The organism is Stenotrophomonas sp. 93052_Sma (assembly GCF_056481145.1).
Genome location: NZ_CM151134.1, coordinates 2,996,509 through 3,009,360, shown reverse-complemented (window position 1 = coordinate 3,009,360; position 12,852 = coordinate 2,996,509). Strand labels below are relative to the sequence as shown.

Sequence of the window (12,852 nt, the reverse complement as noted above, 5' to 3'; positions counted from 1 at the left end):
GATCGGAACGCGGTGGCACGGCAGGTGCCACACCCCGATGCTCTGCAGCGAACATTGCCGCAACCTTGCCTGTCCTCGCTACCGGCTTCGCATGGACAGGTGCTAGTTACACAGGTGCATGCGGTGTGTTCAGTGCTCCAGCGGTGGCGCGCTGGTCACGCCCGGGTGCAGTGGAAACTCAACACGGATCAATGCACCACCGCCAGGCGCATCCAGAATCGTGACGTGGCCGCCGTGGCGGTCGATCACCTGGCGCACCAGGTTCAACCCCAGGCCTGCGCCTGTCTGCCGTGGCCGTAGCCGCTGGAAGGGTTCGAAAACCCGTTCGCGCTGGTCGGCCGGTATGCCGGGGCCGTCGTCCTCGACCTCCAGGCAGCTGCCCTGAACGCGCACGATGATCTGGCGTCCGCCATGTTCGGCAGCATTCAGCACCAGGTTGGAGATTACCCGCTCCACTGCGCCGGTCTCGCCGAACACCGGGAAGTGCGATTCCACCACCACGGCTACGGTCTTGTCCGACTGGATCAACAGCGGCGCCAGATCGGCGGCCACCCGTTTGGCCACCCGCGCCAGGTTGATGGTTTCCTTCGGCCCGTCTTCGTCCATGCGGTGCAGATCCAGCAACTGCTCTGCCAGTGTCGCCAACCGTGCCACTTCCACGGCCAGGTTGCGCGTGGTGGCGTCGTCGGCCGCATCGACCTTCACCCTCAGAATTGCAATGGGGGTGCGCAGCTCATGCGCGGCGGCGGCGATGAAGCGGCGTTGCCGCTCGTGCCCCTCGTCCAGCCGCTCCAGTGCTTCATTCACCGCCGTCACCAACGGAGCGATCTCCACCGGCACCGCGGTTTCTGTCAGGCGGACACCGCGCCGACTGGCGGAGATGTTGCGGGCTTCCTGGGCGATGCGCTCCACCCCGGCCAAGGCTCGTCTCACGATGATCGGTGTCAGGACGATGGTGGCCAGGCCCAGCAGCAGGAAGATCGGCAGGGTGATGATGTGTGCCGCCAACGCCATCTGCCAGGTCAGCGTATCGGTTTCGCCATGGGCCATGATGGTCAGCTTGCCGGCCGGCCCGCTGTGCTGGCGGACCACGACGGCCAGGCCATCGCTGCGGTCGCGCCCGCGCAGGTCGCCAAAGGGGATGCCATCCAGTGCGCCAACCAGCGAGGCATAGGCCGGCGGCACAGGCCCGAACGTAACGTGGTGGCCGTGCTCATCCTCGGCGATGAACCATGCACCGGGAACGACCTTCAGCAGTTCGGCCAGTTCCGGCGTGTTCTGCACGTAGAGGTCGCCATTGCGGTCGCGGTGCACCGCGTCGGCCGCCACCGGCGCGAAGGTCTGGATGGTGTAGTAGCCACCGCTGTCGGCACGTATCAGCACCATCAGCAGCGCGAAGAACGCCACCAGCAACGCCAGCAGCTGATAGATCAGCGTCTTGACGATCAACGGGCGCTTCAGCGAGGGACGGCGCGCCATTACTTGGCTTCCCGCATCAGATAGCCGACGCCGCGGATGGCGTGTATCTCTACTCCTGCATCGGCATCGGCCAGCTTGCGGCGAAGGCGCGAGACGTGCGAGTCGAGCGTGTTGGAATGGATGCCGTCATCGAATCCATACACCGCCATTTCAATCGACTCGCGCAGCACGGTGCGCCCCAGCCGCCGGGCCAACGCGGTCAGCACACGGATCTCGCGGCGCGGCAGCTCAAGCCGTTGCCCGCCCACACTGGCTTCACCCGATGCCGGGTCGAACACCAACCGGCCGATGCTGACCAGTTCCACCTGCATGCCGCTCGGCCGGCGCCCTGCAGCGCGGATGCGGGCGAACAGTTCCTCAAGTGCGAAGGGCTTGGTCAGATAGTCGTCCGCGCCCTCATCCAGGCCGGCGATGCGGTCCGGCAGCTGCCCCAGCGCGCTCAGCACGATGATCGGCACCCCTGGGTTGCGCTCACGCAGCAGGGAAATCAATCCCAGTCCGTCACCGTCGGGCAGGGTGCGGTCCAGCAGCACCAGATCGTGCGATCCGCACAGGGCCGCTTCGCGGGCCAGTGCCAGCGTGTTGGCCAGGTCCACCACGTAGCGCTCGCGCTGCAGGGCGGATTTCAGGGTGGCGGCCAGTTCGGCTTCGTCTTCGATCAGCAGGATGTGCATCGGCAGGGCTTGGGCAGGAAGGGCGTGGCAGGGCGGTTCGGCACGCGCCGGCACCGTATTACAGGAACATTGCGTGAACATGGCGTGCCTTCCCGATCTTCCGCACGGCTGTGGTGACGCAGGAAACACGCTGTCGGCGCAAGGTTCGCGCAATCCAGGCACTCCAGCCTTGGCGCCCACTCGCTGCCCCCCAATCCCTGGAGTACCCATGAAGTTGTTCGTTCCGTTGTTGCTCGTGGCCGCGTTGGGTGGCTGTACCACCGCGAAGATGACCGTTACCCCTGATGGCCGGCGCGGCGTCTCCATCGACTGCAGCGGCTCCAGTTCCTGGAGTGGCTGCTACGAAAAGGCCGGGCAGATGTGCCCAGGCGGCTATGTAGTCTTCAGCAAGGATGGCGACGACGGCAACGCCATCGCGGTGGGCAACAAGAACGGCTTCACCTCCACCCAGTTGGCCACCCGCTCGATGCTGGTGGCCTGCTCGCACTGACACCCACAGGGGAGGTGGGTTGCCACCTCCCCATCATCACCGCCCCCAGCCCTGCGTCAGAAGCTGTAAGCCGCCTGCATATACACCCGCCGTGGCTCGCCCGGGAAATGCCCGTTGCGTTCGATGAAGCCACTGGCCGCGTACACCTTGTCGAACAGGTTCTTGACGTTGGCCTGGAACTGCCACTGCTTCCATGTGGTCTTCCAGCTCATGTCGAACACGGTGTAGGCCTTGACCGTCTGCCCGTCCAGACTGACGCGCTCACCCACATGGTCAGCACCAAAGCCGATGGCCGAATTGATCGACGGCAGGTCGTAGCGCGTCCACAGACCCAGCTTGTTGCGCGGCGCATTGGCGAATCGGTCGCCGGAAGCGTTGGTGATGCCGTTCGGGCCTGCGTCCTTCACCCGCGCATCGTTGTAGGCGTAGGTCAGGTTCAGCACCCAGCGATCGGTCACGTCGGCCAGCAGGTCCAGCTCCATGCCGGTACTGCGTACCAGGCCCAGCGCGGCCAATTGGTTCACGCCACCGATCACTTCGCCGGTAGCCTGCACGATATTGCTGCGGTCGATCCGGTAGGCGGCCATGTTCAAGGTCACACGGTCGGCCAGCAGGGACTTCATGCCCACTTCCCACTGCTTGCTGCGCTCGGCATCGAACGGTCCGCCGGCAGCCGGATTCTGGTTGCCGGCACTTTGCGGTACGAAGCCGCTGGCCACATTGGCGTAGACATTCAGGCCTTCGCGGACGGTGAACGTGCTGCCCAGCCGCCAGCTGAGGTCGTTGCCATCCACGCTGCTGCCGGCAATGCGGTCGTCGTCCTTGAAGCCATCCCAGCGCAACCCGGCCAGCACATGCCAGCGTGTGCCCAGTGCCAGTTCGTCCTGCAGGTAGCCGCCATAGCGCGTGCTGCGGGTGGACGTGCTGCGCCAGGGCAGGGCCGCCAGGTTGTAGTCGTGCCAGGTACTGGCGCCGTACACGGGATTGAACAGGTCGATGCCGCGCACCGGCCCCGCACCACGGGCAAGGTCGGCGCTGTTGGCGGTCTGTGCAGTGAAATCCGCATCCAGCTGGTACACATCGGCACCGAACAACACCTTGTGCTCAACCGCGCCGGTCGTCACCCGCCAGACTGCATTGCCGTTGGCAGTGAATGCTTCGTTGTCGCGGATCTGGTTTCGCAGCTGGCGGGTCATCCACTCGGCCACGCCATCGCGGTCACGATCGATCAGGCCCATCGGCTCGTGGTACATCTGGTGCTCGTTGTTGCTGAACCAGCGAGCGGCGAAGTCCACATCCAGATTGTCGCGTGGTGCGAAGCGGTACTGCGCCAGCGCCACTTTGGCGCGCATGTCGAGGAAGTCGCTGGCCTCGTTGTGGTTCCAGCGGCGGTCGGTCAGGAAGGTGCCCGCATCATTCACCGGCACGCCGCGCAGGCGGTTGCCGCCGAGGTTCTGGGTGATGTCGGTGAACTGCAGCACCAGCTCGCCGGTCTGGCCGATGTCGAAGGCCAGCGAGGCGTCGCCGATCACGCTCTCGCTGTCGGTGTTCCAGCGCACGCCCTTTTCACTGTCGGCATACAGCCCGGCGCGATAGCGCACGCTGCCGGAGGCATTCAACGGCCCGGTACCCTCGATCGATCCGGCACGGAAGTTCTTGTCGCCCAGCTGGATCTCGATGTTGCGTCCGGCACTGGCTTTCGGTTTGCGGGTTACATAGTTGATGACGCCGCCTGCATCACCACCGCCATACAGCGCACCTGCCGGTCCCTTCAGCACTTCCACGCGCTCGATGTTGAACAACTGCGGGACCGAGAAACCTGCATACGGGTCGCCGCGCAGGCCGTCATACAGCACGTTCTCCTGGCGGAAGCCGCGCAGGGTCACCCCGGCATAGCTGAAGTAGCTGATGCCGCTGATGCTGCGATAGAGGTCGGTCACCTGACGCGCGGCCTGATCGTCGATCAGTTCACGCGGGATGACCTGGATCGATTGTGGGACCAGCTCCAGCGGTGTATCCGTGCGGGTGCCGACCGCAGCATCGTCCACCCGGTACAGGGTCTGTGCACGTCCGCGAACTTCGACCTTGTCCAGGTCCTTTGGCGCGGCAGTGGAGGGCTCGACAGCATGGGCAAGGGTTGCCAGGGGCAGGGTCAGTGCCAGGCACAGGGCGCGTTGCAGGGGCATTGGAAAAGGCATCGGGAGAGGGGGTGTGTCTGCAAATGAGAAAGATTAGCATTTGCAACACTTCGTGACCTATCCCCCGAATGCGTTATGGACGCGCCGGGGTCCGTATACGGGGTGCCCGCCAAGGCCACCAGTACCCCGCTGGCGCCGCGCACGATCAGCTGCAGCATGGCCTCACGCGGGTCCTCGCCCTGCAGTTGGCTTGCCAATCCCTTCTCATAGGCCGCCACCATAGACGCCAGCAGCATGGCCGCGCCCAATCGCGCTTCGGCGTCATGTTCGGGCCGGCCGGCAGCGTCGGCCATCAATCGCGCCAGGTCGTCAGTCAACTGCGCCTGCAGCCGTCGCGCGTGCGCGACCAGTACCGGGCTCTCCGCCACGGTGCCCCAGAAGGCGGCAGCGCCGGCATTGATGCGCAGCAGCGGATGGCCAGCCTCCAGCAACTCGCGCACCAGCGACTGGAAGGCCGCCAGCGGGGTCATGCCGCTGCGCGCCATCATGCCCTCGCGCAGCAGCATGCGCGCCTCCTCATCGCGATCGAACACCAGGTCTTCCTTGCTGGCGAAGTAGTTGAAGACCGTCTTGCGTGAGACGCCCGCGGCTTCGGCGATTTCGGACATGGAGACGGCCTCGAAGCCACGCCGGATGATCAGCTCGGTGGCGACGTTCGAAATCGCTTGTCGGGTCTCGGCCTTGCGTTGTTCGCGACGACCTGGAGGCGGGGTCATGGGCGGTTCACTTGTGTAAACGTACACCGAGTGTAACATGTGACCCGCCAGAGCGCCGACCCGGCGCTCACAAGGATTCCCCATGCTGTACGACGTCGTCATTGCCGGTGCTGGCCCGGTGGGCCTGTTCCTGTCCTGTGAACTGGCCCAGGCCGGGTGTTCAGTGCTGGTGCTGGAACAGGCCAGGTCCGCCGGTTCGCCGTTGAAGCGCTTGCCATTCGGGCTCCGCGGCTTGAACGCCCCCACGCTGGAGGCATTGGATCGGCGCGGCCTGTTGGACGCGGTCGCCGCGACACAGGTGCTCAAGCCTGAGAAGGGGGCGCCGCCGCCCGGCACCGCACATTGGCTCGCTCAGCCGCGGGCGCTGGGCGGCCACTTCGCCGGAATACCGTTTGTCTTGGACGACGTCGACCGCACGCGCTGGACCTGGCGCCTGCCGTCACCGGTGGGCACCCAGATGGCGGTGGAGCTGCAGGCCCTGGAAACGGTGTTGGCCGAACGTGCGACCACGCTGGGCGTGCGCATCGAAGGCGGGCGTGCGGTACAGGCGGTGCGCGCCGGTGCAACCGAAGTGGAGATCGAGACCGCTGACGGGGCGGTACGTGGTCGCTGGCTGGTAGGTTGCGATGGAGGCCGCAGCACCGTGCGCAAGCAATGCGGTTTCAGTTTCATCGGCACGGATCCCGAATTCACCGGTCATTCGCTGCAGGTCGATCTGGAAGATCCCGGCGTGCTGACCCCGGGCCGTCAGTACACCGCGCAGGGCATGTGCAATTTCAATCCCCCCGGTGTGCTCGCGCTTGCCGATTTCGATGGCGGTGCCGGGCATCGAAAACCTCTCGCGCTGGATGAAGCGCAATCGCTGCTGCGACGTGTGTCTGCCCGCGACGTGACCATCACCGCGCTGCATCTGCACAGCACCTGGACCGATGGTGCGCGCCAGGCCAGCGCCTATCGCAACGGCCGCGTGCTGCTGGCAGGCGACGCTGCGCACGTGCATTCCCCGTTGGGAGGGCAGGGCCTGAATCTGGGCATCGGCGATGCGATGAACCTGGGCTGGAAACTGGCCAGCGTGATACGCGGTGACGCTGACGTGGCGCTGCTGGACAGCTATCACGCGGAACGGCATCCAATTGGCGCCAACGTACTGGACTGGTCGCGCGCGCAGGTTGCGCTGATGCGTCCTGGAGCCGGTTCGCGCGTTGGCGGCGGTCATGGCCGATCTGGCCGGCACCCGCGATGGCGCCACCTATCTGGCCGAACGGGTCTGGGGCGTGTCGCAACAGCTCGATCTTGGCGATGGCCATCCATTGGCCGGTCGCAGCGTGCCGGACTTCCTGCTGGCCGATGGCCGCCGCATGGGAGAGGTGCTGAGGACGGGGCAGGGGGTGTTGCTTGTGCTCGATGAGAACGTCGCTTCGTACAACCCCGTCGACCGTTGGCGGCAGCCGTTCACCTGCATTGCCTCGGCGGTGGACGATGCGCTCGGCCTGGGGGCGGTACTGGTGAGGCCCGATGGAATTGTCGCGTGGGCCTGCGATGCGGGAGGTGATCAGGCAGGGTTGCGCCAAGCGTTGCAGCGCGGGTTCGGACTGCCGGAGGCTGACTGACGTACAGGGCGGAGGCGCAGCCGATGTGGGCTGCGCCGGGTGCGGTTACAGATCCTTCTTCTTGCCGCTCAGGTCGATCGGCCTGTCACTGCCCTTGCGCTCGCTCGACCACACTTCCATGCTCTTGTTGCAGCGGCTCTCGCGAGCAGCCACTTCGCGCGGCAGGTCCTTCAGATGCGGCGACTCCTGGCAGGCCTGATGCATGTTGCTGTCGTCATAGGTTGCACAGGCGCTGAGCGAGGCCAGGGTGATGGCGGCGAGGGTGGTGCGGAGCAGGGGCTGCAGGTTCATGGGAGTGTCTCGGGTGGTGCCGGGCTGGCCATGGAATTCAAATCCGTGACACCGGGCGCAGACAATCCGACCAATCGCACTTGTTATTCTGTAACAGATGCGCGATAGTCCGGCGCCTGCTGCTGTCAGGCGACGCAGATCATCAGCATCATGCTCAGCGCCAGCATCAGCACGAATACGCGCCGGCTGAGCGCAAGGCAGGCCAGGCAGGCGGCCAGTGCCCAGGCAGCCAGCAGCGCACAGGCCAGCAGCCACAGCCCGATCACAATCAAGGATCCGGTCGCCAGCGCCGACAACGCGATGGCCTTGTACAGAGCCACGCCCAACACGCTGCCGAGCACTCCCGCCTGCAGGGCAATGGCATCGTGATGTGCGGGGGCAGGCGCGTGAAGCATGGTGGCTGGATGGTTCCAAGCGTGAGCGGCGCGCGTACTGTGCCCGAATGCACATCCACGCCATGTGTACTTCGCCGACGACGTAATCAGTGACGGCGGCGCGATAGCAATAGCCCAATGCCCACCACGGGCACGATTCCAAGCATCGGTGCTTTGTACAACGGCCAGCCCTGCAGTACGCCCGTGATCACCAGTGCCGCCGTCGCCAGCAACAGGACCGCACCCCAAGCGCGTGCGGGCCAGGCACCGAAGAAGTGGCGACGTTGCGGAGCGGCGGCAGCATTGGCGGGCCGCTTCGCGAGAGCCTCTGCCAGCGCGTCCCGGAAGGTTGAGAATTCATGCGTCGATGCCCGTGTGCGCTGGAGCAGCACGCTCGGTCCATCGATCAGGGTCAGATCAACATGATCGTCCAGGTTGTAGGACCGGATCTGCTTGAACGGGAGAGGAGCACGGTGCTGGAATACCAGACGATCATGTTCCAGTGCCACCCGGTCCCGTCGAGGGGGATAGACAACGAAGGCGAGGATCAACGCCGACAGCGTGAAAACCGCTGCCGCACCCAGTGCGGTGAGAAGTCCAAGTTCGGGTGCGCGGGCGAACAGGAGTATTGCCAGTGGTACGGCCCCGATGGCAAACATGGCGTACTGGTGATAGCGCCTGAAGATGCGCACTTCACTGTCGATCTTCCGGGGCCGGGCGGGGAGGCGGGAGTGGGCGATGGGTAACTTCATGGACTGTGTTCGATCACGGCTTTCCGGCAAGAGAGCGTGGCGTCGCGTTGCAATGAAGTCCATGCAACTATTTTGAATCCACCCTTGCTGGACCTCTGTGTGAGTCCTCGTGCGCCTTCGCCCACGCATCTGCTCAGTCGAACTCACCCTCGGCCGATTCCAGCCGTTGCCGGTAGGCAGCGCGGTGCTGATACAGGCGCTGGCATTCGGCCGACCTGTGGATGCGGCTGCCGGGTTCGTTGGCTACCGAGTCGCACATCCGCGCAATATGATTGTTCTCTGCCAGCTCGGTGACGAAGAACACGGCGGTGATGCCGGTACCGAGCAGCAGCACGTAGAGCAGGCGGCTGAGCCAGCGCGACAGCTTGCGCTCGAAGTGCTGCTGGATGGTCAGGTCGAAGCGGATGATGCTGAGCACGATCCAGATGATCGCAACCAGGAAGCAGAGCGTGGGCAACAGGCCGCGCCAGAGCCCGGCCTCGTAGACCGATTCGTTGTAGTGGACAGCGGCCCCGGCACCGGCGATGGCGATGGCAAGTGCCCAGTTGCGGCCCAGCGAGAGCAGGTCATCGAGCAGCTTCTCGCGGTTCCTGGTCGATCCTGCTGCCACGTGGGTTCCATCTCCATGCTGCGACCGGCGGCGGACTGCCGCCGGCCCTGCAGATGGTGGAGCATCGCTGCGGCGATGAGAAGACCGCGCGGCTCAATGTGCGATGGCGCGGGCGCTGATCCAGCGCCGGTAGCGGCGGGTCCGACACTTTGCGGCCGCCTGTGCCAGCAGCAGTGCCCACGCCGGTGAAACCGTAGGTGCGGTGGGGTGGCGCCGGCTCAGCCGGCCCAGCTGATACTTCACTGCCGCCATGTGCGCGCTGGCCGCCAGCGGCTTGCTGCGCCAGTTGATGTTGCGCAGCGTCGGCACCGGGTCGCGGCCCTGCTGCCAGTGCTGTGGCAGATCCGGCTCGATCGCCAGTGCGGTGGCGATGCCGACCATGGCCACGCCGCTGGCCAGTACCTGTTCTGCCACCTCGCGGCGGCGGATGCCGCCGGTGACCATCAACGGCATCGTTGCCACCGTGGCGATCTCGCGTGCGAATTCGAGGAAGTACGCTTCGCGGGCCACGCTGCGATCGTCGCGTGCGGCGCCGGTCATGGCCGGTGCTTCATAGCTGCCGCCGGACAGTTCGACCAGATCCACGCCGAGGGGGGCCAGCATCTCCACCACTTCGCGTGCGTCCTCGGGCGAGAAACCGCCGCGCTGGAAATCGGCGGAGTTGAGCTTCACCGCCACCACGAACGTGGGCGCTACCGCCGCGCGTACACCCTGCACGATCTCCAGCAGCAGGCGCGCACGGTTTTCCAGGCCGCCACCCCACTGGTCCTCGCGCCGGTTCGACAACGGCGACAGGAACTGGCTGAGCAGGTAGCCGTGCGCGGCATGGATCTCCACCCCACTGAAACCGGCACGCTCGGCCAGTTCGGCACTGCGGATGAAGCGCGCGATCACCGAGTCGATGTCGTCCTCGGTCATCGCCTTCGGCGGCGCGAACTGCTTGGACAGCGCGCCCATCTGCAATGCAACGGCCGAAGGCGCGAGCGCGGGTTGACCGAGTGCGGCCGGCATCTGCCGCCCCGGGTGATTGATCTGCATCCACATCTGCGCACCCCGCGAGCGGGCAGTGTCCGCCCAGGCAGTGAAGCGGTCGAGGTGGCGGTCATCCTCCAGTACCACGCCGCCGGGCCCAGTCATGGCGCGCCCATCGACCATCACGTTGCCGGTGATGATCAGTCCGGCGCCGCCGTCGGCCCAGCGCTGGTACAACTGCAGCAGCGCTTCGGACGGAGCGTGGTCAGCGTCGGCCATGTTTTCCTCCATCGCCGCCTTGGCGATGCGGTTGCGGATGACGGCACCGGAGGGCAGTGCCAGGGGCGAGAACAGCGACATCGGACAGCTCCAGGACAGGGGAATGGGGCTACGCTAACCTTCAAGTTTGATTGAAGGTCAACAGGCTTCCATGTCGAGGATTCAGGCAGATGAAGATCGGTGAGCTGGCCCGCCGCACGGGCCTGGCAGCGTCGCGCATCCGCTTCTACGAAGAGGCCGGGTTGCTGGTGGTCCAGCGCCAGGCCAACGGCTACCGCGATTATCCGGAGCAGGCGGTGCTGCTGCTGGAACTGATCACCGGTGCGCAGCGCGCCGGTTTCAGCCTGGAAGAGATCCGCGCGCTGTTGCCGCCGGACATGGGCCAGTGGCAGCACGAGGCACTGATCACGATGCTGCAGCAGAAGGTGGCCGACATCGAGGCGCTGCAGCTGCGGCTGGCAGAGAGCCGTGCGCACCTGCTGGCCCTGATCGAAGATATCCAGGCGCGGCCGGAGGGCATTGATTGCGCGGCCAACTCGCGGCGGGTGCTGGACCGGGTGAAGCGTGGTGAGCTGGCGCGGCCGACGCTGGCGGCCGGCGATGTGGCGATGCTGCGACCGGATCGCCGCCGCCGCATGGGCCGCGACTGACGATCCGGCGCGATGTTCAGTGGCTGCCGGCTACGGCGGCCTTGCGCTTCTTGTCCAGCATCACCGCCACGCACCACAGCAGCAGGCCGCCGATGGCGGTGGCCGCGCCCACATAGCCAGTGCTGGCCGGGCTGAAGCCGGCGCTGATCGCCATGCCGCCCAGCCACGGGCCGAGCGCGTTGGCGGTATTGAAGGCGGCATGGTTGGAGGCGGCAGCCAGGGTCTGGGCTTCGCCGGCCACGTCCATCAGGCGCGTCTGCAGCACTGCCGCCAGCGCACCCATGGTGCCGACGGTGATGATCATCGGGCCGATGGTCCACACCGATTGCGCGGCCAGCGGATACAGCAGCAGCATCACGATCGACCACAGCAGCACCACCGCAGCGGCCTTGAAGTGGAACTTGTCGACCAGCCAGCCACCGGCGATGTTGCCGATGATCGCGCCGATGCCGAACACGCCCACGGCCAGTGGCATCCACGATTCGGCCACGCCGGTGACCTGCACCAGCGTCGGCGCGAGGTAAGTGAACACGCAGAACATGCCGGCGAAACCGACCGCGCCGATCGCCAGCGCCAGCCACACCTGGGGGGTGTTGAAGGCACGCAGTTCGCGCATCGGCGAGGTGCGCACCTCGTCCGGGTCCGGCAGCAGGAAGCGCGCGATCATCGCCACGGTGGCGATGGCCAGCACGCTGACCAGGGCAAAGGCGGTGCGCCAGCTCAGCTGCTGGCCCAGCCAGGTGGTCAGCGGATTGCCGACCAGGATCGCGATCGACAGGCCCAGCAGTACGCGCGACATCGCCTGGCCGCGCTGGCCGGCCGGACTGATTGCGGCGGCCACCAGCATCGCCACGCCGAAGTAGGCGCCATGCGGCAGGCCGGCAACGAAACGTGCGATCAGCATCGTGCCGTAGTTCGGTGCCAGTGCGCTGGCCAGGTTGCCGACAGCATAGAAGCCCATCAGCGCCAGCAGCAGCTTGCGGCGCGGGAAGCTGGCGCCGACGAAGGCGAGGATCGGCGCACCGACGACCACGCCGATGGCATAGGCGCTGATCAGGTGGCCGACCTGGGTTTCGGAGATCGACAGGCCACGGCTGATCTCCAGCATCAGGCCCATGCTGGCGAACTCGCTGGTACCGATGGCGAAGCCGCCCAGGGACAGGGCAAGGATGATCAGGGTGCGCTGACGGGGCGTCAGCCGCGCAGCCAGGGAAGAGTTGGGGCTCATGCGGGGGCGCGATGGGGGCGGGGAGCCGTGCATTGTACTGCTGCACCGCAACAGCAGCAGCCATGCTGAGGGTAAATCAGCGTTTGATCCGTGGGGTTGCGGCAAGCCGGGCACAGGCTCGGTACGAAAGCAGGTTCGGCGCATTGTTGTCGGCGTCCTGCATGTAATGACGACATGGACGTCGGCATGATGCGAAACACAGGGGCTGCGGAGTGCTGGAACAAGGAGGATGTCGATGCAGGAATTCAGGCATGTGCTGGAGACGCGCGGCCGCTATCAGCTGGTAGCGGTGTCCTACGCGCCGGTGTACGCTCCGGGCGATGTGGTCGGCCATGCGGTCGTCGCCGACGATGGGGATCGTCTGACCGACCTGATGTCGCTGGCCGAAGCGCGCCAACGCCTGCAGGCACTGGTGCGTGAAGAGGGCGAAGAGCCCGGGCTGGAGAACGAAAACCACCTGCGGAAGAAGGCGTCGCGCTGGCGCCGCCGCTAGGCCGTCGCGCCCTTGTGCGCATCATGGAGGATCCGG

General features: G+C 65.9%; 12 protein-coding genes and 2 pseudogenes. 4 read left to right on the top strand and 10 right to left on the bottom strand.

The annotated features are described in order from the left end of the window. Nucleotides 1-129 precede the first annotated feature (129 nt). Together ACZK2V_RS14095 and ACZK2V_RS14090 are read right to left on the bottom strand one after the other, a co-directional pair. Entirely contained in the window at nt 130-1,479 is a 1,350-nt protein-coding gene (locus ACZK2V_RS14095) for a sensor histidine kinase (protein WP_049422475.1), read from the bottom strand. Beyond that, nucleotides 1,479-2,153 (bottom strand): response regulator transcription factor, encoded by a 675-nt coding sequence (locus ACZK2V_RS14090; RefSeq protein ID WP_032128606.1) that lies wholly within the window; start codon nt 2,151-2,153, stop codon nt 1,479-1,481. The genes ACZK2V_RS14095 and ACZK2V_RS14090 overlap by 1 nt, the downstream gene beginning before the upstream one ends. A 208-nt stretch (nt 2,154-2,361) precedes the next feature. Between ACZK2V_RS14090 and ACZK2V_RS14085 the strand changes: the two genes are divergently transcribed. Then, a complete protein-coding gene (locus tag ACZK2V_RS14085) occupies nt 2,362-2,643 on the top strand; it encodes a hypothetical protein (RefSeq protein ID WP_049422474.1) in 282 nt (93 codons plus the stop codon). A gap of 56 nt (nt 2,644-2,699) precedes the next feature. Here the strand turns inward: ACZK2V_RS14085 and ACZK2V_RS14080 are convergent, their stop codons facing one another. Next, on the bottom strand, nt 2,700-4,841 hold the full coding sequence (locus tag ACZK2V_RS14080; protein ID WP_486322518.1) for a TonB-dependent siderophore receptor: 2,142 nt from the start codon (nt 4,839-4,841) through the stop codon (nt 2,700-2,702). Between the two features lie 80 nt (nt 4,842-4,921). After that, nucleotides 4,922-5,557: pseudogene (locus tag ACZK2V_RS14075) on the bottom strand (TetR/AcrR family transcriptional regulator); the annotation flags it as partial. Between the two features lie 82 nt (nt 5,558-5,639). Here ACZK2V_RS14075 and ACZK2V_RS14070 point away from each other — a divergent pair. Beyond that, nucleotides 5,640-7,167, top strand: a pseudogene (locus tag ACZK2V_RS14070) (FAD-dependent monooxygenase). Between the two features lie 45 nt (nt 7,168-7,212). On the opposite strand, the gene ACZK2V_RS14065 reads toward ACZK2V_RS14070, so the two are convergent. From ACZK2V_RS14065 to ACZK2V_RS14045, 5 genes are all read right to left on the bottom strand, one after another. After that, nucleotides 7,213-7,458: a hypothetical protein gene (locus ACZK2V_RS14065; protein WP_197615117.1), complete on the bottom strand. Its 246-nt coding sequence runs from the start codon at nt 7,456-7,458 to the stop codon at nt 7,213-7,215. Between the two features lie 125 nt (nt 7,459-7,583). Further along, entirely contained in the window at nt 7,584-7,853 is a 270-nt protein-coding gene (locus ACZK2V_RS14060; protein WP_049422469.1) for a hypothetical protein, read from the bottom strand. An 86-nt stretch (nt 7,854-7,939) separates the two neighbouring features. Beyond that, nucleotides 7,940-8,584, bottom strand: a complete 645-nt coding sequence (locus ACZK2V_RS14055; protein ID WP_154352855.1) for a hypothetical protein — start codon at nt 8,582-8,584, stop codon at nt 7,940-7,942. A 133-nt stretch (nt 8,585-8,717) separates the two neighbouring features. After that, complete coding sequence (locus tag ACZK2V_RS14050) at nt 8,718-9,194, bottom strand: hypothetical protein (RefSeq protein ID WP_049422467.1); 477 nt, start codon at nt 9,192-9,194, stop codon at nt 8,718-8,720. A gap of 93 nt (nt 9,195-9,287) precedes the next feature. After that, on the bottom strand, nt 9,288-10,526 hold the full coding sequence (locus ACZK2V_RS14045) for an NADH:flavin oxidoreductase/NADH oxidase family protein (protein WP_486322517.1): 1,239 nt from the start codon (nt 10,524-10,526) through the stop codon (nt 9,288-9,290). A gap of 89 nt (nt 10,527-10,615) precedes the next feature. Between ACZK2V_RS14045 and ACZK2V_RS14040 the strand changes: the two genes are divergently transcribed. Further along, complete coding sequence (locus ACZK2V_RS14040; protein ID WP_049422464.1) at nt 10,616-11,095, top strand: MerR family transcriptional regulator; 480 nt, start codon at nt 10,616-10,618, stop codon at nt 11,093-11,095. Nucleotides 11,096-11,111: 16 nt separating this feature from the next. Here the strand turns inward: ACZK2V_RS14040 and ACZK2V_RS14035 are convergent, their stop codons facing one another. Continuing rightward, entirely contained in the window at nt 11,112-12,323 is a 1,212-nt protein-coding gene (locus ACZK2V_RS14035) for an MFS transporter (protein ID WP_201116594.1), read from the bottom strand. A 235-nt stretch (nt 12,324-12,558) separates the two neighbouring features. On the opposite strand from ACZK2V_RS14035, the gene ACZK2V_RS14030 reads away from it, so the two are divergent. Continuing rightward, the gene (locus tag ACZK2V_RS14030) at nt 12,559-12,816 is read left to right on the top strand and encodes a hypothetical protein (protein ID WP_006374755.1); all 258 of its coding nucleotides are present in this window, start codon (nt 12,559-12,561) and stop codon (nt 12,814-12,816) included. Nucleotides 12,817-12,852 lie beyond the last annotated feature (36 nt).

Excerpts from the sequence above, each read along its gene's own strand:
- ACZK2V_RS14060 (WP_049422469.1), bottom strand. The coding sequence starts at position 7,853 with ATGCTTCACGCGCCTGCCCCCGCACATCACGATGCCATTGCCCTGCAG.
- ACZK2V_RS14035 (WP_201116594.1), bottom strand. The coding sequence starts at position 12,323 with ATGAGCCCCAACTCTTCCCTGGCTGCGCGGCTGACGCCCCGTCAGCGC.
- ACZK2V_RS14055 (WP_154352855.1), bottom strand. The coding sequence starts at position 8,584 with ATGAAGTTACCCATCGCCCACTCCCGCCTCCCCGCCCGGCCCCGGAAG.
- ACZK2V_RS14045 (WP_486322517.1), bottom strand. The coding sequence starts at position 10,526 with ATGTCGCTGTTCTCGCCCCTGGCACTGCCCTCCGGTGCCGTCATCCGC.
- ACZK2V_RS14085 (WP_049422474.1), top strand. The coding sequence starts at position 2,362 with ATGAAGTTGTTCGTTCCGTTGTTGCTCGTGGCCGCGTTGGGTGGCTGT.
- ACZK2V_RS14040 (WP_049422464.1), top strand. The coding sequence starts at position 10,616 with ATGAAGATCGGTGAGCTGGCCCGCCGCACGGGCCTGGCAGCGTCGCGC.
- ACZK2V_RS14095 (WP_049422475.1), bottom strand. The coding sequence starts at position 1,479 with ATGGCGCGCCGTCCCTCGCTGAAGCGCCCGTTGATCGTCAAGACGCTG.
- ACZK2V_RS14065 (WP_197615117.1), bottom strand. The coding sequence starts at position 7,458 with ATGAACCTGCAGCCCCTGCTCCGCACCACCCTCGCCGCCATCACCCTG.
- ACZK2V_RS14080 (WP_486322518.1), bottom strand. The coding sequence starts at position 4,841 with ATGCCTTTTCCAATGCCCCTGCAACGCGCCCTGTGCCTGGCACTGACC.
- ACZK2V_RS14030 (WP_006374755.1), top strand. The coding sequence starts at position 12,559 with ATGCAGGAATTCAGGCATGTGCTGGAGACGCGCGGCCGCTATCAGCTG.
- ACZK2V_RS14090 (WP_032128606.1), bottom strand. The coding sequence starts at position 2,153 with ATGCACATCCTGCTGATCGAAGACGAAGCCGAACTGGCCGCCACCCTG.